At 69.6% G+C, this 22,592-nt stretch carries 16 protein-coding genes; 4 read left to right on the forward strand and 12 right to left on the reverse strand.

Features of this window, described 5'->3' with window-relative positions:
* Positions 1–50 precede the first annotated feature (50 nt).
* Positions 51–8,510: a hypothetical protein gene (locus BM252_RS05005; RefSeq protein WP_093384510.1), complete on the forward strand. Its 8,460-nt coding sequence runs from the start codon at positions 51–53 to the stop codon at positions 8,508–8,510.
* 201 nt (positions 8,511–8,711) lie between these two features.
* On the opposite strand, the gene flgL is transcribed toward BM252_RS05005, so the two are convergent.
* The 11 genes from flgL to flgB all read right to left on the reverse strand — a co-directional run bounded on the left by flgL (position 8,712) and on the right by flgB (position 19,791).
* On the reverse strand, positions 8,712–9,971 hold the full coding sequence (gene flgL / locus BM252_RS05010; protein WP_483880235.1) for a flagellar hook-associated protein FlgL: 1,260 nt from the start codon (positions 9,969–9,971) through the stop codon (positions 8,712–8,714).
* A gap of 19 nt (positions 9,972–9,990) precedes the next feature.
* Positions 9,991–11,952, reverse strand: a complete 1,962-nt coding sequence (flgK, locus tag BM252_RS05015) for a flagellar hook-associated protein FlgK (RefSeq protein ID WP_093384512.1) — start codon at positions 11,950–11,952, stop codon at positions 9,991–9,993.
* A gap of 84 nt (positions 11,953–12,036) precedes the next feature.
* Positions 12,037–13,044, reverse strand: coding sequence for a flagellar assembly peptidoglycan hydrolase FlgJ (gene flgJ / locus BM252_RS05020; protein WP_093384515.1), 1,008 nt, complete (start codon positions 13,042–13,044; stop codon positions 12,037–12,039).
* 11 nt (positions 13,045–13,055) lie between these two features.
* Positions 13,056–14,153 carry a flagellar basal body P-ring protein FlgI gene (locus tag BM252_RS05025; protein ID WP_093385142.1) on the reverse strand — a complete coding sequence of 366 codons (1,098 nt, stop codon included), beginning with the start codon at positions 14,151–14,153 and terminating at the stop codon, positions 13,056–13,058.
* Between the two features lie 65 nt (positions 14,154–14,218).
* Positions 14,219–14,875, reverse strand: coding sequence for a flagellar basal body L-ring protein FlgH (locus tag BM252_RS05030; RefSeq protein ID WP_093385144.1), 657 nt, complete (start codon positions 14,873–14,875; stop codon positions 14,219–14,221).
* 91 nt (positions 14,876–14,966) lie between these two features.
* Positions 14,967–15,749 carry a flagellar basal-body rod protein FlgG gene (flgG, locus tag BM252_RS05035; protein ID WP_093384518.1) on the reverse strand — a complete coding sequence of 261 codons (783 nt, stop codon included), beginning with the start codon at positions 15,747–15,749 and terminating at the stop codon, positions 14,967–14,969.
* Between the two features lie 82 nt (positions 15,750–15,831).
* Complete coding sequence (gene flgF, locus BM252_RS05040; protein ID WP_093384520.1) at positions 15,832–16,572, reverse strand: flagellar basal-body rod protein FlgF; 741 nt, start codon at positions 16,570–16,572, stop codon at positions 15,832–15,834.
* A gap of 68 nt (positions 16,573–16,640) precedes the next feature.
* Positions 16,641–18,191 (reverse strand): flagellar hook protein FlgE, encoded by a 1,551-nt coding sequence (locus BM252_RS05045; protein ID WP_093384523.1) that lies wholly within the window; start codon positions 18,189–18,191, stop codon positions 16,641–16,643.
* 51 nt (positions 18,192–18,242) lie between these two features.
* Positions 18,243–18,926: a flagellar hook assembly protein FlgD gene (locus BM252_RS05050; protein WP_093384525.1), complete on the reverse strand. Its 684-nt coding sequence runs from the start codon at positions 18,924–18,926 to the stop codon at positions 18,243–18,245.
* 29 nt (positions 18,927–18,955) lie between these two features.
* The gene (gene flgC, locus BM252_RS05055; protein WP_093384528.1) at positions 18,956–19,363 is read right to left on the reverse strand and encodes a flagellar basal body rod protein FlgC; all 408 of its coding nucleotides are present in this window, start codon (positions 19,361–19,363) and stop codon (positions 18,956–18,958) included.
* A 2-nt stretch (positions 19,364–19,365) separates the two neighbouring features.
* The gene (gene flgB, locus BM252_RS05060; protein ID WP_093384531.1) at positions 19,366–19,791 is read right to left on the reverse strand and encodes a flagellar basal body rod protein FlgB; all 426 of its coding nucleotides are present in this window, start codon (positions 19,789–19,791) and stop codon (positions 19,366–19,368) included.
* A 179-nt stretch (positions 19,792–19,970) separates the two neighbouring features.
* Between flgB and flgA the strand changes: the two genes are divergently transcribed.
* From flgA to BM252_RS05075, 3 genes are all read left to right on the forward strand, one after another.
* Positions 19,971–20,678, forward strand: a complete 708-nt coding sequence (flgA, locus tag BM252_RS05065; protein WP_093384533.1) for a flagellar basal body P-ring formation chaperone FlgA — start codon at positions 19,971–19,973, stop codon at positions 20,676–20,678.
* Positions 20,679–20,784: 106 nt separating this feature from the next.
* On the forward strand, positions 20,785–21,090 hold the full coding sequence (gene flgM / locus BM252_RS05070) for a flagellar biosynthesis anti-sigma factor FlgM (protein WP_093384536.1): 306 nt from the start codon (positions 20,785–20,787) through the stop codon (positions 21,088–21,090).
* Between the two features lie 25 nt (positions 21,091–21,115).
* Positions 21,116–21,565 carry a flagella synthesis protein FlgN gene (locus BM252_RS05075; RefSeq protein WP_281249343.1) on the forward strand — a complete coding sequence of 150 codons (450 nt, stop codon included), beginning with the start codon at positions 21,116–21,118 and terminating at the stop codon, positions 21,563–21,565.
* A gap of 102 nt (positions 21,566–21,667) precedes the next feature.
* Here the strand turns inward: BM252_RS05075 and BM252_RS05080 are convergent, their stop codons facing one another.
* Positions 21,668–22,546, reverse strand: coding sequence for a LysR family transcriptional regulator (locus tag BM252_RS05080; RefSeq protein WP_093384543.1), 879 nt, complete (start codon positions 22,544–22,546; stop codon positions 21,668–21,670).
* Positions 22,547–22,592 lie beyond the last annotated feature (46 nt).

The raw sequence follows: 22,592 nt of genomic DNA on the forward strand, positions 1-22,592 counted from the left end.
TCCATGAGGCAATTTTAAGCGTATCATGGAGGCCACTGGGAGAACCGCGCATGACCTCGATCGTATCAGCCTTCACCTCCGACCAGATCATCGCCCTGCGCACCGACCAGGTCGCCCTGCTGACGACGGAGGACATGCAGGCCTTTACCACCGACCAGATCGCCTATCTGAGCACCGCCCAGCTGCGCGCGCTCGCCTCCCAGCAGCTGCGCGCCATGGACGCCGAGGACGTGGCCGCCTTCACCACCGACCAGATCGTCTCGCTGAGCACCCGCCAGATCGCCCTGCTGACCACCGGCCAGAGCGCCGCCCTGACCACCGACCAGGTGGGCGTGCTGAGCACGGCCGCCATGCGCGCGCTGCGCAGCGACCAGCTGGCCTCGCTGCAGTCGCAGCAGGTCGCCGCCCTCAGCAGCACCGAGCTGCGCGCCCTCAGCACCGCCCAGATGGGCGCGCTGGGCGCCGACCAGGCCGCCGGCCTGGGCAGCGACCAGCTGGCCAGCCTGGGCAGCGTGCAACTGCGCGCCCTCAACAGCGCCGCCGTCGCCGCCCTGCTGACCGAGCAGATCGCCTCGCTGGCCACCGCCACGCTGGCCACCCTGACCAGCAGCCAGGTCAACGCCTTCACCGCCGGCCAGTTCCTGGCCCTGTCGACCGACCAGATGGTCGGCCTGAACACCGCCCAGATCGCCGGCCTGTCGAGCGACAGCCTGGCCCTGCTCAGCACCGACCAGGTGGCCGCCATCGAGACGCGCGACATCGCCGTGCTCAGCAGCGCCCAGGTCGGCGTCCTCAACGCCGACCAGGTCGCCGCCCTGACCACCACGCAAATGAAGGCCCTGCGCAGCACCGCCATGGCCGGCCTGAGCGTCGACCAGATCCCCCTGCTGAGCAGCGACCAGATCGCCGCGCTGGGCTCGCTGGTCTCGCTCAGCACGCTGCAGGTCTCCGCCCTGCTGACCCAGCAGATCGCCAGCCTGGAGACGCGCGACGTGGCCGCGCTGAGCAGCCGCCAGCTCGGCGCCCTGCAGGACTACCAGCTGAACGCCTTCACCACCGACCAGATCGTCGCCCTGGGCAGCGACCAGGTCGGCGCGCTGAGCACCACCATCCTGGCCCTGCTGAGCACCGACCAGGTGGCGGCGCTGGAGACGCGCGACTTCGCCCTGCTCGGCTCGCGCCAGATCCTCGCGCTCGACGTCAACCAGGTCGCCGCCCTGCGCACCGCCCAGATGGCGGCGATGAACAGCGCGGCCCAGGCGGCGCTGCGGCCCGACCAGCTGGCCGTGCTGAACAGCGAGCAGATCGCCGGCTGGCTGTCGCTGGCGGCGCTGACCACGCTGCAGGTCGCCTCGCTCAGCACCGACCAGGTGGCCACGCTGGAAACGCGCGACGTCGCCGCCCTGAGCAGCGCCCAACTGGCCGCCCTCAACGCCGACGACATGGTGGCGCTGGGCAGCGACCAGCTGATCGCGCTGGGCACCGCCCAGTACGCCGCGCTGACGACGGCCGCGCTGAACCTGCTGACCACCGACCAGCTCGCCTACATCGAAACGCGCGACATCGCCGCCCTCGGCACGGCCCAGGTGGTGGCGCTCGACAGCGCACATTTGACGTCGCTGAGCACGCAGCAATTCACCGCCCTGTCGAGCAAGGCCGTCGGCGCCCTGCTGACCGAGCAGATCAGCGTGCTCACCAGCGCCCAGATCGCCGCGATGGCCACGCTGAACGGCATGTCCTCGCGCCAGATCGCCTCCTTCACCACCGACCAGATCGCCCAGTTGACCACGCGCAGCCTGGCCAGCCTGGCCGCCAGCCAGCTCGGCGCGCTGACCTCCGACCAGGTGCAGGCGCTGGGTAGCGACCACATCGTCGCGCTGAGCACGGCGCAGTTCCGCGCCCTCAACAGCGACACCGTCGCCGCCCTCACCACCGACCAGATCGGCTTCATCGAGACGCGCGACATCGCCGCCCTGCTGCCGAGCCAGATCAACAAGCTCAGCACCGACCAGATCGCCGCCCTCAGCACCACCCAGACGGCGGCGCTGACCTCGGCCGAGACGGTGGCGTTGACCACCGACCAGGTCGCCGCGCTGAGCAGCAGCCAGCTCGACGCGCTGACGCTGACCACGCTGACCACGCGCCAGGTCGCCGCCCTCACCACCGACCAGATCGCCACGCTGGGCACGGCCGACCTGGCCGGCCTGAGGACCAGCCAGATCGCCGCGCTGGGCAGCGACCAGGCGCACGCCCTGACCACCGACCAGATCGTCGCCATGGGCAGCGCCCAGCTGCGCGCGCTCAGCTCGGCGGCGCTGATGGCGCTCAACACCGACCACATCGTGGCGATCGAGACGCGCGACCTGCCCGGCCTGCGCACGCTGCAGATCGGCAAGCTGAGCACCGACCAGATCGTCGCCCTGGGCACCGCCCAGATCGCCGCCCTGACCACGGCCGAGGTGCGCGCCCTCAACAGCGAGCAGATCCGCGCGCTGGGCAGCCAGCAAATCTCGGCGCTGAGCGGCTTCGCCGGCTTCAGCACGCGGCAGATCGGCGCCCTCACCAGCGAGCAGCTGGGCAACTTCGACACCCAGGACCTGGCCGCGCTGAGCACCGCGCAGATCGCCGCGCTGGGCAGCGACCAGGTGGCCGCGCTGAACTCGGACCAGATCATCGGCCTGGGCACGGCCCAGGTGCGGGCCATCTCGACGCAGGCCCTGAGCAGCTTCAGCAGCGACCAGGTCAACGCCATCGCGCTGAACGACCTGGTGCAGATGAGCACGCGGCAGATCGCCGCCCTCACCACCGCCCAGCTCGACACCATGCGCAGCGCCCAGCTGGCGGCGCTGACCACGGCCGAGCTGCGCGCCCTGACGGCGGCGCAGCTCGCCAGCCTGGGCAACGCCCAGCTCGACGCGCTGAGCCGCCTCGACGTGCTGGCCAGCGGCCAGATCGCCGCCCTCACCACCGACCAGCTGGCCGGCATGTCGACCAACGACCTGCTGACGCTCAAGAGCGCCCAGATCGCCGTCCTCAACAGCGACCAGGCGCGCGCCCTGAGCACCGACCAGATCAGCGTGCTGGGCACGGCGCAGATCCGCGGCCTGAACTCGCTGGCCATCGCCGCGCTGAGCACCGACCAGGTGGCCGCCATCTCGCTGGCCGACCTGGCGGCGCTGCGCACCAACCAGCTGACCCAGTTCACCAGCGAGCAGATCGGCGCCCTCGGCACGGCGCAGATCACCGCCCTGACGACGCAGGAGATCGCCGCGCTGACGCCGGCCCAGAAGGCGGCGCTGAGCAGCGCCCAGCTCGGCGCGCTGAGCTCGCTGAACTCCTTCACCACGGCGGCCGTCGCCGCCCTCACCACCGACCAGATCGCCACCTTGTCGCTGGCGCTGCTGGCCACGCTGAGCACGCGCCAGATCGCCGCGCTGACCACCGCCCAGACCAGCGCCCTGACCACCGACCAGATCGTCGCCCTGAGCACCGCGCAGATCCGCGCCATCAGCGGCGCCGACCTGGCCGCGCTGACCACCGACCAGGTCGCCGCCATCGAGCTGGTCGACATCGCCGCGCTGCGCACCGCCCAGGTCGCCGCGTTGGCCACCGCCCAGCTGGCGGCGCTCACCAGCGACCAGTTCGCCACGCTGAGCACGGCCGACATCGCCGCGCTGACGACGCGCCAGATCGCCTCCCTGTCGACCGGCCAGATCGCCAGCTTCGCCAGCCTGGCGCCGCTGACCAGCCGGCAGATCGCCGCCATGACCAGCGAGCAGATCGCCAGCCTGTCGCTGGCCAAGATCCCGACCCTGAAGACCAGCCAGATCGCCGGCCTGACCAGCGCCCAGGTGGGCGCGCTGAGCAGCGACCAGATCGTCGCCCTGAGCAGCGCGCAGATCCGCAGCCTGACCAACGCCACCCTGGCCGCCCTGAGCACCGACCAGATCGTCGCCATCGAGCTGGCCGACCTGGCCGTGATGAAGACCAACCAGATCGCCGCCCTCAACACCGACCAGGTGGCGGCGCTGACGCTGGCCCAGCTCGGCGTGCTGACCTCGCAGGAGGTCGGCGCGCTGACCTCGCGCCAGCTGGGCGCCATGAGCACCGCGCAGATCGCCGCGCTCGGCTCGCTGGCCGGCCTGAGCAGCCGGCAGATCGTCGGCCTGTCGAGCGACCAGATCGCCTCGCTGACGCCGGCCCAGATCGCCGCGCTGAAGACCGCCCAGGTGGCCGCCTTCAGCACGCTGCAGATCGGCTACCTCAGCACCGACCAGATCGTCGCCCTGACCACCGGCCAGATCCGCGCCCTGTCGAATCCCGTGCTGGCGGCCCTGAGCACCGACCAGGTGGCCGCCATCGAGCTGGCCGACCTGGCGGCGCTGCGCAGCGCCCAGGTCGGCGCGCTGACCAGCGACCAGCTGGCCGCGCTGACGCTGACCCAGTACGGCGCCTTGAGCTCGCAAGAGATCGCCGCGCTGAGCACGCGCCAGATCGGCTACCTGACGAGCAGTCAGATCGACGCCCTGGCCAGCCTGGCCTCGCTGGGTTCGGCGCAGATCGCCGCGCTCGGCTCCGACCAGGTGGCCGGCCTGGTGGCGGCCGACCTGGCCGCGCTGAAGACGCGCCAGATCGCCGCCATGGGCAGCCGCCAGATCGCCGGCCTGAGCACCGACCAGGTGGTGCTGCTGTCGTCGGCCCAGCTGCGCGCGCTGGCGCCGCAGAGCCTGGCCCGCTTCAGCACCGACCAGATCGCCGCCATCGAGGTGGCCGACATGCCGACCCTGAGCACGGCCCAGATCCAGGCGCTGACCACCGACCAGATGGTGGCGCTGACCACCAACCAGCTGCACGCCCTGAGCAACGCCGAGATCGCCGCGCTGACGGTGGCCCAGCTGGCCGTGCTGACGCCGGCGCAGATCAGCGCGCTGGGCAACCTGGCCGACTACACCACCAACCAGATCGCCGCCATGTCGACCACGCGCATCGCCGCGCTCGGCACCGACGAGCTGCAGACCATGACCAGCAAGCAGATCGCCGCGCTGACGGTGGTCCAGGTGCGCGTGCTCGACAGCGACCAGCTGGCGGCGCTGCTGCCGGGCCAGGTGGCCGCCCTGTCGACCAAGGCGGTGGCCGGCCTGACGACCGACCAGATCACCTATTTGACGCCCGACGAGATCGCCAACCTGCGCACCGCCCAGGTGGTCGCGCTGTCGACCGAGCAGATCGTCATGCTCAACACCGACCAGATCGGCGCGCTGACCAGCGCCGACACGGCCGCGCTGCGGCTGGCCCAGGTGCAGGCGATGAGCGCGGAGCAGATCGCCGCGCTGAACGCGCCGCGCGCGCTGGGCACGGCCCAGGTGCGCGCGCTCAACAGCGTGCAGATCGCCGCGCTGCCGCTCGACAAGCTGCAAACGCTGAAGACCAGCCAGATCGCCGCGCTGAGCAACAGCCAGACGCCCTTCCTCACCACCGACCAGATCGTCGCCCTGCTGACGGCCCAGTTCGCCTCGCTGTCAAGCAAGGCGCTCGGCGCGCTGGACGCCACGCAGATCGGCGCCATCGAGCTGGCCGACTTGGCGGCGCTGCGCTCGAGCCAGTTCCAGGCGTTCAACAGCGACCAGATCGCCGCCATCAGCAGCGACCAGATCGTCGCGCTGAGCACCGGCGTCATCGCCAGCCTGAACAACGCCCAGCTCGACCAGCTCAGCCTCGACCAGCTCGCCGCCCTGAGCACCGGCCAGGTGCGCGCGCTCAGCACCAAGGCCATCGCCCGGCTGACGCCGACCCAGTTCGCCGCCATCGAGCCGGGCGACCTGGCCGCCATGCGCAGCGACCAGGTGCGCGCCTTCACCACCGACCAGCTGGTCGGCATGACCACCGACCAGCTGGTCGCCCTCACCACGGCCGAGCTGGCCGCCCTCAGCAGCCGGCAGATGGAGGCCTTCACGCCCGACCAGTTCCTGCTGCTCGGCCCACTGACCTCGCTCACGCCGAACCAGATCGGCGGCCTGCCGACCGAGCGCATCGCCGCCCTCGACGACACCCGCCTGGGCCAGCTCAAGACCAGCCAGATCGCCGGCCTGAGCAGCCGCCAGATGCCGGCCTTCGACACCCACCAGCTGCAGACGCTGAGCACGGCGCAGTGGCGCGCCTTCACCACCGCCGCGCTGCGCGCCCTGACCACCGACCAGATCGCCGGCCTGGCGCTGGACGACCTGGCCGCGCTCAAGACCAGCCAGATCGCCGCCTTCAAGACGGCGCAGATCGCCGCGCTGAGCACCGAGCAGATGTTCGCCCTCACCACGGCCGAGGTCGGCGCGCTGACCAGCGCCCAGCTGCGCGCCCTCAGCCTGGAGCAGCTGGCCGGCCTGAACACCCTGGCCGGCATCAACAGCGACCAGATCCAGGCGCTCAGCAGCGACCAACTGGTCGGCATCGACGTCGACCACCTGGCCACGCTGCGCACCTCGGCCATCGCCACGCTGCGCAGCAGCCAGCTCAGCGTGCTGACGCCGGACCAGATCATCGCCCTCGGCACGGCCCAGTTCCGCGCCCTCAGCAACGCCGCCTTGGCCGGCCTGACGGTCGACCAGTTCGCCGTCATCGAGTACGACGACCTGCGCGCCCTGCGCACCGCCCAGCTGGTCTCGCTCAGCACCGACCAGCTGGCCTTCCTCAGCACCGAGCAAATGACCTGGCTGACCACCCAGGAGATCGCCGCGCTGAGCACGCGCCAGCTGGTCTCGCTGTCGCTCGACCAACTCGGCGCGCTCAGCTCGCTGGCGCCGCTCAACACGGTGCAGATCGGCGCCCTGTCGATCGAGCAGCTGCAGGCCGTCGACCTGGCCCACCTGGCCACGCTGCGCACCGCGCAGATCGCCGCGCTGAGCAGCCGCCAGGTGGTGGCGCTGACCAGCAGCCAGTTGTACAACCTGAGCACGGCGCAGGCGCGCGCCCTCAGCGTCAGCGCGGTCCGCGCGCTGGGCACCGAGCAGATCGCCGCCCTCAATCCGGCCGACCTGGGCGCGTTCTCCAGCGTGCAGGTGCTGGCGCTGCGCAGCGAGCAGATCGGCGCGATCACCACCGACCAGCTCGGCACCCTGTCGACACGCATGCTCGCCACCCTCGGCAGCAACCAGATCCGCGCCCTCAGCAGCGACCAGTTCGGCGCCCTCGGCAGCCTGGCCGCCTTCGGCACCAACCAGCTGGTCGGGCTCACCTCGAGCCAGGTCAGCACGCTGGCCGACGGCCTGCTCGGCACCCTGCGCACCAGCCAGATCGCCGGCCTGGGCGCGACCCAGGTGGCCGGCATCGCCACCAGCCAGCTGGCCGCGCTGAGCACCACGCAGATTGTCGCCTTCAGCACCCGCGCCCTGCTGGCGCTCAGCGCCGACCAGCTGCACGCCTTGTCCGACACCGAGCTGGCGGCGCTGCGCACCAGCCAGCTGTCGTCGCTGTCGACCCTGCAGATCAGCCAGTTCAACGCCAGCCAGATCGCCGTACTCGGCAGCGGCCAGATCCGCGCCCTGAAGACGCCGCAGATCCGCGCCCTGACGGCCGACCAGCTGGCCGCCCTGACCAACCCGCAGCTGGCCGCGTTCAGCTCGACCCAGGTGTGCGCGCTGACGGCGACGCAACTGACCGCGCTGAGCGCCGACCAGCAGGGCCAGCTGCCGGCCGGCAGCCCGCTGATCCTCGACCTGGACGGCAACGGCATCCGCACCCTGGCGCTGGCGGCCGGCGTGCGCTTCGACCTGTACGGCGACGGCCAGAAGACCGGCACCGGCTGGGTCGGCGGCGGCGACGGCCTGCTGGCGCTGGACCGCAACCATGACGGCCTGATCAACGATGGCGGCGAGCTGTTCGGCACCGCCACCGCCGCCGCCGCCGGCGGCAAGACGGCCGACGGCTTCGCCGCCCTCGGCGAGCTCGACGGCAACGGCGACGGCGTCGTCGACCAGCGCGACGCCCGCTTCGGCGAGCTGCGCGTCTGGGTCGACGGCAACGCCGACGGCGTCAGCCAGGCGGCCGAGCTGAAGACGCTGGCCGAGCTGCGCATCACCCAGTTGGACGTGGCGGCGCGCCGGGTCGACGAGCGCGACAACGACAACTGGATCGCCCTGCGCGGCGCCTTCACCACCTCCGACGGCCTGCAGGGCCAGATGGCCGACGTCTGGTTCCTGGCCGAGCGGTCGGCGGCGCAGGGCGCGCCGTTGAGCGCCAAGGTCGGCGGCCTGAGCCAGGCCATCGCCGACTTCGGCCGGCAGGCCGGCGCCGGCGCCGGCGCCGGCCTGGCCTGGACGGCCGAACCGGCCGCCACGGCCGCCACGGCGGCGGCCGCGGCCGGCGCCGCCGGCGGTCTGGCCGGCAGCGTCGCCGCGCTGGGCCGGCAGTTGCAGCAGTTCCAGGCCGACGCCGCCGGCCGCCCGGCCGAGTCGGCCGCCGGCCAGGGCGAGGAGTGGCGCCGCCGGCTGGAACAGGCCGGCATCCTGGCGGCCCGCTAGCGCGGCCCGCCCGGCCGGCCGGCAAAAAGGCCCGCCCCACTCGCGTGGGGCGGGCCTTTTTTATGCGGCGCAGCAATCACCGCCGCCCGGGACGCCGGCCCGCCCCGCCGGGTGTTGCGGGGTGCGGGGCAAAAAAACAGCCCGTCGCGCGCTAGCGCGACGGGCTGTTTCTTTGGCGTTGGCCTGGCTTGGCGCCGGCGCCTAGCCGATGTAGTTGAACAGCGACAGGCCGGTCAGCGTCTTGTAGGACTTCTGCGCCGCCTCCAGCGTCACCTGCTGCTGCGAGAACAGCGAGATGGCCTTGACCACGTCGACGTCCTGCAAGCCCACCAGCGTGGTGGCGTACTGCAGGTTGGTGTCGTCGCCGGCGCCGTCGAGGTAGTCGAGCTCCTTCAGGCGCGAGCCGACCTCGGCGCGGATCGACAACACGTTGTCGAGCGCGCTGTCGATGTTCGAGTGGGCCTGGTTGAGCTTGTTGCTCAGGCTGGCCTGGCCGGCGGCGAGGTCGCCCGGCGCGCGCAGCGCGCCGATCAGGTCGGTCAGGGTGGTGAACACCGACTGCTTCTGGCTCGGCTGCACGGTGAAGCGGTCGAGGTCGGCCGGATCGCCCTTGATGTCGAACTGCAGGCCGTCGAAGGTGATGTTCTGCCCGGTCGCGTAGGGGATCGGGTCGGGCGGCACCGGATTGGGCGGCACCGGCTGGTTCAGGGTCAGGTCCATCACCGTGTAGGTGGTCACCTTGGGCACGCCCGGCGTGGCCGGCACCACGGCGAAGTTGATCTCGTACTGGTGGCCGGTCAGCAGGGTGGCGTCCTTGACCGAGCCGGGCGCGATGATGCCGCTGCCACCGCGGCCGTAGTTGGCCGGGTCGGCGCCGGTCTGGAAGGTGCCGTTGCCGGTGATGTTGTTCTCGAACACGGCGCTGCCCGAGTCGCTGATCGGCAGCTGGCGGGTCGAGCCGACCAGCAGCTCGCGCTGGCCCTGGTCGCCCTGGTAGGCGGCGCCGGTGGCGGTCTGGGTGAACGGCAGGGTGGTCGACTTGTAGCCGGAGAACTGGTAGCCGCCGACGCCGTCCGAGGTGTTGGCCAGGCCCAGCAGGTCGGCCAGCCGGCCCTCCAGCTCGATGGCCAGCGATTCGCGGTCCTTCTTGGTCATCGAGCCGTCGCCGGCGTTGACGGTCAGCGTCTTGACGTCCTGCAGCAGCGAGGTGGTCGCGGCCAGCGCCACCTCCTCCTGCGACAGCGAGGTCTTGGCGTTCTGCCGGTTGGTCGCCAGCTGGGTGTTGACCGACTGCGACTGGGTCACCTCCAGCGCGCGCGCGCTGGCGATCGGGTCGTCGGCCGCCGTCAGGTTCTTGCGCCCGGTCGAGAGCTGCTGCTGGGTGCGCGCCAGCGAGCTCTGCAGCGTGCCCAGCTGGTTGACGCCGACGTCGTACACGGTCTTCGAACTGATCCTCATCATGCTCTTTCTCCAAAAATTCTTAGCGGCCCAGCGACACCAGCACGTCGAACATCTGGCTGGCGATCTGCATCACCTTGCCGGAGGCCTGGTAGGCCTGCTGGTAGCGCAGCAGGTTGGCGGCCTCCTCGTCGAGGTTGACGCCGGACACGGTCTGCTGGGCGTTCTGCGCCTGTTGCACGGCGGCGTCGGCGGCCAGGCCGCCGATCTGCGCCTCGCGCGTCTTGTTGCCGATGTAGTTGACCATCTGCGCGTAGCCGGTCTGGAAGTTGGCGTTGCCGTTGTTGAGCACGTTCTTGGTCTGCAGCGCGCCCAGCAGCACGCCGTTGCGGCTGTCGCCGACGCCGCTGGTGTTGGGGCCGACGGTGAAGCTGTCGGTGTCGCCCGGCGTGCCGGAAATGCTCAGCTTGATGCCGCCGAAGCTGATCGCCGCGCCGTCCGTGTAGGGGATCGACGGCGTGCCGGCCGGGTACACCGTCGGCACGCCGTTGACCGTCACCGTCACGTCCTGCGCCGGCGGGAAGCCGGAGAAGGAGGCCGTCGCCTTGTCGTAGAGCAGGGTCACCGGCGCCGCCAGGGCGTTGCCCGGCGCCAGGTAGCCGGCGTCGACGCTGCCCGGCGTGATCTTGCCGTTGCCGGTGTTGCTCAGCGGCGCGGCGGTGCTGATCGGCGCCGCCAGCGCCAGCTTGGCCGGGTCCTTTTGCATCAGCTGGAAGTCGGCGGCGGCGTTGACGGTGGGACGGACGAGGAAGTTGTCGTTCGTCATCGGCGTGCCGCTGATCGTGTAGTCGACCCCGTCGATGGTCTGCGGCACCGCCTGCGGGAAGGGGGTGATGGTGGTCTTCTTGCCGTCGGACTGGCGGGTGACGATGAAGTTGGCGCCGTCGTAGTCGACGTTGTAGTCGCTCGAGGTCAGCGCGGTGGCGTCGGTGACCACGGCCGTGACCGCCGCCGTGCTGCCCAGGGAGTTGAGCGAGTTGCGGCCCACCTGGGCGTTGATCGGGCCGAAGAAGTCGACCCCGGGCGCGCCGTTCTGATCCTGGCCCAGCTTGTGCTGGGCGTTGAAGCTGACCGCCAGCCCGGCGGCGATCTGGCCCAGCGCGTTCTGCGCGTGGTCCAGCGCGTTGCTGCGGAACTCCAGCAGGCCGCCCAGGGCGCCGCCGGTCAGCACGCTCTCGGGCAGCGGAATGGTCTGGCCGGCCGTCGAATAGCCGACCTGCAGCCGGTTGACGTCGGTCGGCGAGGGAATCGCCGCCAGCTCGAAGTTGCGGTTGTTGACCACCAGCGGCTGGCCGGTGCCGATCGAGACGTTGATGGTGTGGTTCTCGCCGGGCGTGACGTTGGTCTTGACCAGCTTGTTGAGCTCGGTGAGCACCTGGTCGCGCTGGTCGAGCAGGTCGTTCGGCGCGATCGAGGGGTCGGTGCTGAGCGCGGCGATCGAATGGTTCAGTTCGGCGAGCTTGCTGGCGTAGGAGTTGATCTGCGTGACGGTGGTGCTGATCTGGCTGTTGACGCCGGTGCCGATCTCGTTGAGGCGCGCGCTGATGCCCTGGAAGCGCGAGGCCAGCGAGCTGGCGGTCGACAGCATGGCCTGGCGCGAGGCGGCCGAGGCCGGGTTCGAGCTGGCGTCCTGCACGCCCTTGAAGAAGTCCTGCAGCGCCGGCGACAGGCCGCTGGTGGTGTCGGCCAGCATGTTGTCGATCTGGCTGATCTGGCTGTAGTAGCTGGTCAGCGCGGCCTGGGTGGTCTCGGCGCCGCGCACCTGGCTGTTGAGGAAGTCGTCGTAGTGGCGCTTGATCTGCGCCACCTCGGTGCCGGTGCCGATGAAGCCGACGCCGATGTCCTGGCCGGGCGTGGTCGACTGGATCGCCACCTGGCGGCTGTAGCCGGGCACGTTGGCGTTGGCGATGTTGTGGCCGGTGGTCGACAGGCCCACTTGCGCCGCCAGGAGGCCGGTCTTGCCGATGCTGAGTAGATTGGACATGGTTTTTCTAACGCTCTATGTGTTCTGTTATCGGCGGGAAAGCGGGAAACTTGACCCCTCCCCGGCCGGCGGCGGCGGCCCGGCTCAGCCGACCAGCGAATGTTTGATGATGCGGGTCAGCTTGCTGGCGTACTGCGGGTCGGTGGCGTAGCCGGCCCGCTGCAGGCCCTGGGCGAAGCTGCTGGCGTCGCCGGCGCTGGCCAACACCTTCTCGTAGCGCGGGTTGGTGGTGATCAGCTTGGCGTAGTCCTTGAAACTGTCGGCATAGGAGTCGTAGGCGCGGAACTTCTCGACCCGGGTCTGCGCCTTGCCGTTGACGAACTCGGTGGTGACCGCCTCGGCCACCTTGCCCTTCCACCCCGGGCCGGCCTTGATGCCGAACAGGTTGTGGCTGTTGCTGCCGTCGCGCCCCTTGATCTCGCGCTTGCCCCAGCCGCTCTCCAGGGCCGCCTGGCCCAGCATGAACTTGGCCGGGATGCCGGTGGCGCGGCTGGCCTCGTCGGCGTGGCTGCCCAGTTTCTCCTGGAAGTTGCGCACGTGCGGCGCCTGGGCCGCCTTGGCCGCCGCCGTCGCCGCCGTGCCGGCCGCCGAGGCGCCGGTGGCCAGCGCCGCGCCGCTCAGGGGGGCGGCGCCGCCGGCCGCGTTGATCGAGCGCTGCAGCATGGCCGCGTCGAGCAGCCGGCCCACGCCGCCGGCGCCGGCCGCGCCGGCGTTGGCGCCGCCGGCCAGGCCGTCCACCGCGCCGGCGCCGGCCGCGGCGTCGCCGCCGATCGCCAGCGCCTGCGCGCTGGCCGTCTGCGACAGTTGGCGGATCAGCACGTCGGCCAGGCCGATGCCCTTCTTGGCCAGGTTCTGGCTGGTCTGCTGGTCCAGCATGGTGGTAAACATCTTGCTCTGCTGGCTGTCCATCATGCCGTCCTGCGGCGTGGCGTCGCGCATGCTCTTCATCATCATGTTGATGAACATCGCCTCGAACTGGGTCGCCGCGCCCTTCAGCGCCTCCGGCGCGCCGGCCTTGGCCGACTGGCGCAGCTCGCCCATGCTCTTGGCGTCGATCGCCAGTTTGCTCGACAGGTCGTTTTGGCTGATCATCGCGCCGCTCCTTAAATGATTTCCAGCTCGGCGCGCAGCGAACCGGCCGCCTTCATCGCCTGCAGGATGGCCAGCAAATCTTGCGGCGTGGCGCCGATGGCGTTGAGCGCCTTGACCACCTCGGCCAGCGAGGCGCCGCCCTTGACCAGCATCACCTTGCCGCCGTCCTTTTTGATGTCGACCTGGCTGTTCTGCGTCACCACCGTGCGCCCGCCCGACAGCGGGTTGGGCTGGCTCACCTGCGGCTCGCTGCTGACCGAGATCGACAGGTTGCCGTGCGAGATGGCGCAGGTGTCGAGCGTGACAGTCTGGTTCATCACCACCGAGCCGGTGCGCGCGTTCATGATCACCTTGGCGGCCTGGCGCGCCGGCTTGACGTCGATGTCCTCCAGGCTGCCGATGAAGGCGACGCGCTGGTCGCTGCTGCTGGGCGACTGCACGCGGATGACGCGGCCGTCCAGCGCGTAGGCGATGCCGCTGCCGTACTTGTCGTTGATCGCCTCGACCACCCGGCTGGCGGTGGCGAAGTCGGTGGTGTTGAGTTCCAGCTTGATGAGGTTGTTTTCGCCCAGCGCCGAGGCGACGGCGCGCTCGACCGTGGCGCCGCCGGAGATCTTGCCCACGCTCAGGTGGTTGACCTGCAGCGAGCTGCCGCCGGCGGCCACGCCAACGCCGCCGACCAGCACGTTGCCCTGGGCCATGCCGTAGACCTGGCCGTCGGCGCCCTTGAGCGGCGTCATCAGCAGGGTGCCGCCGCGCAGGCTCTTGGCGTTGCCCATCGACGAGACGGTGATGTCGAGCGTCTGGCCCGGTTGGGCGAAGGCCGGCAGCGAGGCCGTCACCATCACCGCCGCGACGTTCTTCAGTTGCAGGCTGGTGCCCTGCGGCAAGTTGACGCCCAGTTGCTGCAACATCGAGACGACGCTCTGCACCGTGAACGGGGTCTGCGTGGTCTGGTCGCCGCTGCCGTCGAGGCCGACCACCAGGCCGTAGCCGAGCAGCTGGTTCTGCCGCACGCCGGCGATCGAGGCGAGGTCCTTGATGCGCTCGGCGCCGGCCGGCGCGCTGGCCAGCAGCAGCGGCAAGGTAAGGGCCAAGGCCATGGCCATGGCCGGGGCCAGGGCGGCGGCGCGGCCCAGGCGCATGAATGGGGCGGGGGTTGGAATGGCCATGATCAGAACGGTAACAAGCTTTGGAAGAAGCGCGAGGCCATCGAGGTCATCTCGGCGCGGTCGATCTGGCTGTTGGTGCGGTACTCGACGCGGGCGTCGGCCACGGCGGTCGAGGACACCGTGTTGCCGGTGGCGATGTTGTCGGGGTTGATCATGCCGGAGAAGCGGATGAACTCGACGCCCTTGTTCATGGCGATCTGCTTCTCGCCGGCGACGATCAGGTTGCCGTTCGGCAGCACCTCGACCACCGTCACGCCCATGGTGCCGGTGAAGGTGTTGCTGGCCGACTGGTTGTCGGCGTCGGCGAACTTGTTGGCGGTGTTGGCCGAGGCGGTGGCGCCGAAGGTGCCCTGCAACGGATGCGGGATCGAGGCGCTGACGCTGCCGGACTTGCTGCCCGAGCTGGCGCCGGCCTTGACGGCGGCGGTCTTCTCGGTGATGACGATGGTCAGCAGGTCGCCGACGTGGCGCGCGCGGCGGTCCTCGAACACTGGGCGGAAGGCGCTGGCCTGGTAGATCGCGCCGTTGTTCGGCGCCGCCTGCGGCAGCGTCAACGGGCGCGCCGTGGTCGGCGTCTGCACGATGGAGCTGGGGATGGCCGAGCAGGCCGACAGGGCCGACAGGACCAGCGGAACGGCGACTAAGGACAAGATCTTCATGGCGTACTCCCCGCCGCGCGGATGCCGGCGGCCGTTGTTCAATATGGTGTTGCGGTGTTGCTTGCCGGCGGCGCCCGCCGCGGCAAGGCGCTTACATCTGCGACAGTTTCTGCAGCATCTGGTCGGAGGTGGTGATGGCCTTGCTGTTGATCTCGTAGGCGCGCTGGGTCTGGATCATGTTGACCATCTCCTCGACCACGTTGACGTTGGAGGTCTCGACATAGCCCTGCATCAGCACGCCGGTGCCGTTGGTGCCCGGCGTGTTGGTCTGGGCGTTGCCGGAGGCGCCGGTCTCGACGTACAGGTTCTCGCCCTTGGACTCCAGGCCGGTCGGGTTGATGAAGGTCGACAGCTGGATGCTGCCGATCTGCGCCGGCGCCACCTGGCCCGGCAGGGTCACCGAGACGGTGCCGTCGCGGCCCACGGTGATGCTCTGCGCGTTGATCGGGATGGTGATGGCCGGCTGCAGCACGAAGCCGCTGGAGGTGACCATCTGGCCGTTGCTGTCGCGCTGGAAGGAGCCGTCGCGGGTGTAGGCGGTGGTGCCGTCGGGCAGCAGCACGTTGAAGAAGCCGTTGCCGTTGACCATCAGGTCCTTGTCGTTGCCGGTCGACTGCGGGTTGCCCTGGGTGAAGATGCGCTCGACCGCCACGGGCCGCACGCCGGTGCCGAGTTGCATGCCGGAAGGCAGGTTGGTCTGCTGCGAGGACTGCCCGCCCGGTTGCCGCACGGTCTGGTACAGCAGGTCCTCGAACACCGCGCGCGATTTCTTGAAGCCGTTGGTGCTGACGTTGGCCAGATTGTTGGACACCACGTCCATCTGCGTCTGCTGCGCTTCCATGCCAGTCTTGGCGATCCAAAGTGAACGTATCATGCTGCCTCTCCCTTATCGCGACGGCGGCGCCGGCCAACACGGCCACGGCACCTCCCACACGATCATTATGCTGGAGCGGGCATCAATTCAAAGCGAGGATCTGGCTGGCCTTTGCCGCGTTGTTCTCGGCGTTCTTGAGCAGGCTCATTTGCGTTTCGAAGGAGCGCGCCAGGCTGATCATGTTGACCATGGCGTCGACCGGGTTGACGTTGCTGCCCTCGAGCGCGCCGTCGACCAGGCGCACGGCCGGGTCGTTCTCGGCCGCCACGCCGCTTTTCAGGCGGAACAGGCCGTCGTCGCCGCGCACCAGCGACTTGCCGTCCGGGTTGACCAGCTTGATGCGGCCGAGCACGTTCGACGGCCCCGGCTTGGTGTCGGTCGAGATGACCGAGACGGTGCCGTCGCCGCCGATGGTGACGTTGCTCTCGGGCGGGATGGCGATCGGCCCGCCGTCGCCCTGCAGCGTCTGGCCGCTGGTGGTTTCCAGCAGGCCGTTCTGGTTGACCCGCAGGCTGCCGTTGCGGGTGTAGGCCTCCGAGCCGTCGGCCGACTGCACGGCGATCCAGCCCTCGCCGCGCAGGGCGACGTCGAGGTTGCGCCCGGTGGTCTGGATCGGGCCGGCGCGCAGGTCGGCGCCGACGGTCGAGTCGACCACGAAGGTGCGCGTCGGCAGGCCCTCGGACACCACCGGCACGGCGCGAAACGAGTCGAGCTGGGCGCGAAAGCCGGTGGTGGTGGCGTTGGCCAGGTTGTTGGCGGTGCTGGCCTGCTGCTCCAGGATATGCCGCGCGCCGGTCATGGCGGTATAGACTAAACGATCCATCGTGTTCTCCTGCCCCGCGCAGCGGGCCGGCGCGAACGCCGGCCCGGCTCAGGGCGTGCTTGCCGCGCTTAGCGCAGGTTGACCAGGGTCTGCATCACCGAGTCCTGGGTCTTGATAGTCTGCGCGTTGGCCTGGTAGACCCGCTGCGCGGTGATCATGTTGACCAGCTCGGCCGTCAGGTCGACGTTGGACACCTCGACCGACTGCGAGCGCAGCTTGCCCATCTTGCCGTCGCCGGGCGCGCCGATTTGCGGCGGCCCCGAGTCCGCGCTCTCGGCCCAGGCGTTGTTGCCCAGCGGGGTCAGGCCGTCGACGCTGGCGAAGTTGGCCAGCACAATCTGCGCCAGCGGCCGCGACTTGCCGTTGCTGTACTGGCCCAGGATGACGCCGTCGGAACCGGCGGCGAAACGCTCCAGGTGGCCGGACGACTGGCCGTTCTGGCTCGACGGCCGCTCGCTGGTGGTGCCGGTGTACTGGGTCGAGCCGGTGAAGTCGGTGGCAATGTTCAGGTTCAGCTTGGAGCCGTTGTCCGGGAAGATGGGCAGCGTGATGTTGAACGGCAGCGTTTGCGTCGGCACCAGCGCCGCCATGTCGGCCACGCTCAGCTCGCCGCTGGTGTTGAACACCAGCGTGCCGACCTTGACGGCAGGCAGGGTCAGGCCGGCGGTCAGCGCGGCGTCGATCAGGTCGGGACTATTGCCGGCGATCGCGCCGACATCGCCCGGAACTGGCCCGTACAGCGTCGCCAGATGGTCCAATTGCTCCTGACTAGCGCCGGCGGCCACTGCCGCGTCATACAGCGCCTGGCCGGCGGCGGCCGAATACGCCTGCTGCACCGCCACCACGTCGGCCGGCAGCGGTGCCGGCGACTCATGAATCTTGGCCAAATAGTCGGCGCGCGCGGTCTTGACGCCGGCGTCGTTCAACATGACCTGCGCCGCTGCCTTCGCCTCGATCGCGATGCCGTCGTTGGAGGCGTAAACGTCCCACGTGCCGCCGGTGGTCTTGACGTAGTACATGCCCATCGTGTGCGAACCACCCAGGCTGTCGAACACCTCCAGCACGGTCTGCTTGTTGTAGGTGGTCGGGTCCATGGCGTTGAACGGAATCTTGGTCGGCGCCACCGAGGTCGACGACAGGTTCAGCTTGAAGCCCGCCTTGGTGGTCTCGATCGGCTTCAGGTCGGACGAGTCGATGACGATGGGCACCGGCGAACCCTGCAGGATGACGCCGTCGGTGTTGGTCAGGTAGCCGGTCAGCTGGGCGCCCTGGGCGTTGATCAGGCCGCCGGTCTTGTCGAGCTGGAACTGGCCGTTGCGCGAGTACTGGGTGGCGCCGTTGACCACGGTGCGGAAGAAGCCGCCGCCGTTGATCGAAATGTCGAGCGGGTTGGCGCTGGTCTCGATGTTGCCTTGCGTGAACTGCTGGGCGATGCGCGCCACCGACACGCCGATGCCGGCGTTGTTGCCGCTGACGCCGTTGAGCGAGTTGGCGTACAGGTCGGCGAACTGGGCTTGCGATCCCTTGAAGCCGACCGTGCTGGCGTTGGCAATGTTGTTGCCGATGATGTCGAGCGATTTCGCCGCGCCGTTCAGGCCGCTAAGTCCTTGTTGGAACATGGTATTCCCCTATCGATTGAGGTGACTACAAATTGCGTTCGTGGAGCTGGGTTACAGCACTTGATACAGGTCGGCCATGGTCAGTTGGCCGATGGTCGGTACATTCATTTTCACGCCGCCGGCGCCGGTCGACACGCTGGCCACGGTGCCGAAGGTCAGCGGGATGGCGTCCTTCAGCTCCTTGCCGGCCAGGGTGGCGCTGACGGCGACGGTGTACTTGCCGTCCGGCAGAACCTTGCCGTCGGCGTCCTTGCCGTCCCACACCAGCGGCAGGGTACCGGCGTCGACACCCTGCATGCTGATGCTGTGCACCACCTTGCCGCTCTCGTTCTTCAGGTCGACCTGCACCTTGTCGGCCGGCGAGGCCAGGTTGACGCCGAAGATGCCCTTGCCGCCGGTCAGCGCCAACGTGTTGCCCTTGGCCAGCACGCCGTGGTTGATCAGGTTGGTCGCGGCCATCGACTCGCTCGACTGGTAGCTGGCCTTCAGCGACTCCAGCGTGGTGTTCAGCTTGTTGACGCCGGTCACCGTCGACAACTGCGCCAGCTGGCTGGTGATCTGCGCGTTGTCGAGCGGGTTCAGCGGGTCCTGGTTCTTAAGCTGGGTCACCAGCAGGGTCATGAACTTGTCGGTGTCGGCCTTGACGCTGTCGGTGGCGACCTTCGGCTTGCTGTTGACGGTGTTGAGCAGCGCGGCGGAGGGCGAGGTGCTGCTGGTATCTACGGTGGTGGACATGGTGGCCTCTTATCGGGTCGGCTGGGCGCTTACTGGCCCAGGGTCAGGGTTTTGAGCAGCATGGTCTTGGCTGCGTTCATGGTCTCGACGTTGGTCTGGTAGGAGCGCGAGGCCGACAGCATGTTGACCATCTCGTCGACCACGTTAACGTTGGGCATGGCCACATAGCCCTTGTCGTCGGCCATCGGGTGCTTGGGGTCGTACACCTGCTTGAGCGGCGACGGGTCCTCCACCACCTGCTTGACCCGCACCCCGGTCGAGGCGCCGCCGTCCTTGGCCGGGGTGGCCTCGAACACCACCTGCTTGGCACGGTAGGCCTCGCCGCTGGCCGAGGTGGCGCTGTCGGCGTTGGCCAGGTTGCTGGCCACCACGTTGAGGCGCTGCGCCTGGGCGCTCATGGCCGAGCCCGAGACGTTGAAGATATTGAATAGGGACATGGTTAACTACCTCCTTGGATCGCCGCCATCATGCTTTTGATCTGGGCGTTGATCAGGGTGATGCCGGCCTCGTAGCGCAAGGCGTTGTCGGCGAATTGGTTGCGTTCGACATCCATGTCGACCGTGTTGCCGTCGACCGCGCCCTGTACCACGCCGCGGTACAGCAGCGCCGTGCCGTCGGGCAGCGTGCCACCTGGTTGCGGGGGGGTGGGGAAATGCTTGGCGGCGGTGGTGCGCAGCGGGCCGGTGGCGCTGCCGCTGCTGCGCGCCAACGCGCCCTGCAGCGCGCTGGAGAAATCGATGTCGCGGGCCTTGTAGTTGGGCGTGTCGGCGTTGGCGATGTTCGAGGCGAGCACGGTCTGGCGCTGCGAGCGCAGGCTCAGCGCGGCCTCGTTGAAGCGCAGGTAATCGTCGAGTTTCCCTAACATAGCTAGCTCCTGGCGCCGTCCGCTCCCGGATGGGCGGACGAACTGGTTATCACAGCAGCGATGATACGGCCGCCCCCGGCGCGCCGATCGGCTGAGAAGAACGCGCTTTCGCGTCCTATTCGACGCTTCAGCCCGCCCCGCGCCCGCTATCATGGCAACATTCCAAGGACTCTGACACCATGACCCTGCGCCCCCTCCTCGCCCTGCTCTGCCTGTCCCAGGCGGCGCTGGCCCAGTCCCTCCCGCCGCCGGCCCAGCCGGCGCGGCAGGACGCCGCCGCGCTGCGCCAGAGCGTCGAACAGTTCCTCCAGGTGCAGACGGCCGGCCTGCCCGGCCAGGTCACGGTGAAGGTCGGGGCGATCGACCCGCGCCTGCAACTCAACGCCTGCGCCGCGCCGGAGGCCTTCCTGATGCCCGGCGCGCGCGCCTGGGGCCGCACCACGGTGGGCCTGCGCTGCACCGCGCCGACGCCGTGGACCATCTACATCCAGGCCACCGTCTCGGTGCGCGCCGGCTACGTCGCCAGCGCGGTGCCGCTGGCCCAGGGCCAGGCCATCGAGGCGAGCCAGCTGGCGATCCTGCAGGGCGATCTGACAACATTGCCGGCGGGGATAGCCACCGACATGGCCCAGGTGGTCGGCCGCAGCACCACGGCGTCGCTGCCGCCCGGCACGCCGATGCGCCTCGACACGCTGCGCGGCAAGACCGTGGTGGCGCAGGGCCAGCTGGTGCGGCTGGTCTCGGCCGGCGCCGGCTTCAGCGTCTCGGCCGAGGCGCGCGCGCTCGGCAACGCCACCGAGGGCCAGGTGGTGCAGGTCAGGACGGCCGGCGGCCAACAGGTCAACGGCGTGGCCAAGGCGGGAGGTCTGGTGGAGGTGGCGTTTTGAGCGGGAACGCGGGTCTTCGGCGGGGCGGTGCTAAAGTTTGCGCCGGCCGCGCCGTTAATGACTTATATCCCGGAGTGCCAGGCTCCAAACAGACGAGGATGATGCTGTGAAAATCAACGATACAATCAAGAGCAACCCCGGCTTGCCGACCTCGCCCACCACCACTTCGACCGCGCGCGGCGCCGAGAAGACGGTGGCGACGCCGGTGCAGACCGACAATGTGCGCCTGTCGCCGCAAGGCCAGGCGCTCGCCGCCAGCGCCGCCGGCGGCGGCAACGCCGTGTTCGACACGAAAAAAGTCGAGCGCATCAAGCTGGCCATCGCCGATGGCCAGTTCCAAGTCAACTCGGAAAAAGTGGCGGACGGACTGTTAGACACGGTCAAGGATCTGCTGCACTCCAGAAAACGATAGGATCACCATGCCCGCCGTCACGCCAATGTCGAGTCTGCTTCAAGAGCAGCAAGCCATGACCACCCTGCTCGACCTGCTCAAACAAGAGCAGCAGCACCTGGTGGCGGCCGATATCGACGCCCTGGTGGCGCTGACGACGGAGAAATCGACCCTGGTCAACCAGATGGCCGTGCTGGCCAGCCAGCGCCACGGCGCCCTCGGCGCCGCCGGCTTCGGCACCCAGGACAGCGCCATGGACGGCTGGATCGCCGCCAGCGGCGAAGCGCAGGCGAGCACGCTGTGGCAGCAGTTGCTGGAGATGACGCACGAGGCCAAGGAGCTGAACCGCGTCAACGGCATACTGATCAACAAACACATGAGCCGCACCCAGGGCGCGCTGAACATTTTGCGGCCGCAGTCGCAGGCCACCAATTTCTACGGCCCGAGCGGCCACGCCACCAGCATCAGTCCCAGCCGCGGCTTCATCGTCGGCTAAGTTTCCCCGCATTTTTCTGCACGCCCGCCGCCGGCCAGGTTTTGCCGGACGCCGAGCCGCGTCCGCCGATTGCGCCGGCACGCGGCGGCGCGCCCAAGTCCATCAGCGCGGCATTGCCTCGCCTTCGTGCGACGTCGCGCCAAGGCCGCGGCAACTGTCGACGATGCGTTCGGCCAGCGCCGCCAGCATCGCCTGGTCGCCACCCGCCGCGAGGAACAGCATGAACTCGGCGTCGGGCAGCGGCGGCAAGCCCTGCGCCGTCGCCACCAGGCCGTCGCCCAGGCGGCTGGCGGGCAGCGGCACCAGCGCGAAACCGGACAGCGCCGCCGCGCGCAGGCCGGCGCTGCTGTTGCAGACCATCACGGTGCGCTGGGCCATGCCGCAGCGGGCCAGGCTGGCCAGCGCCGCCTCGCGGTAGGGGCACGGTTCCGGGAACAGCGCCAGCGGCAGCGGCGACGGCAGCGTCACGCTGGCCTGCGCCGCGCGCGCCCACACCAGCGGCTCGCGCCACAGCAGGCGGCCGCGCGCCGGCCCGCCGCATTGCGAACCGACCACGATGTCGAGCGCGCCCTCCTTCATTTGCCGCAACAAGTCGCCGGGTATGCCGACCTGCACCTCGAGCTCGATGCCGGGGTAGGCGTCGGCGAAGCCGCGCAGCGCGCGCAGCAGGGCCGTTTCGGCGAAATCCTCGGCGATGCCGATGCGCGCCCGGCCCCGGTAGTGGCTGCCGGCCAGCTGCGCGGCGGCGTCGCGGTTCAGCGCCAGGATGGCGCGGGCGTAACCGATCAGGCGCGCGCCGTCGGCGCTCAGTTCGAGCGAACGGGTGGTGCGCTTGAGCAGCGGCTTGCCGACCTGCTCCTCGAGCCGGCGCAGGTGGCCGCTGACGGCCGATTGGGTCAGGTGCAGGCGCGCGGCGGCGCGGCCGAAGCCGCCCTCGTCGACCACGGCGACAAAGGTGTTGAGCAGGAGCGTATCGAACATATATCGCGAAATGAACTGAATTATCAATAATAACTCAATTTATACT

Source organism: Rugamonas rubra (assembly GCF_900114705.1).
GTDB lineage: Bacteria > Pseudomonadota > Gammaproteobacteria > Burkholderiales > Burkholderiaceae_D > Rugamonas > Rugamonas rubra.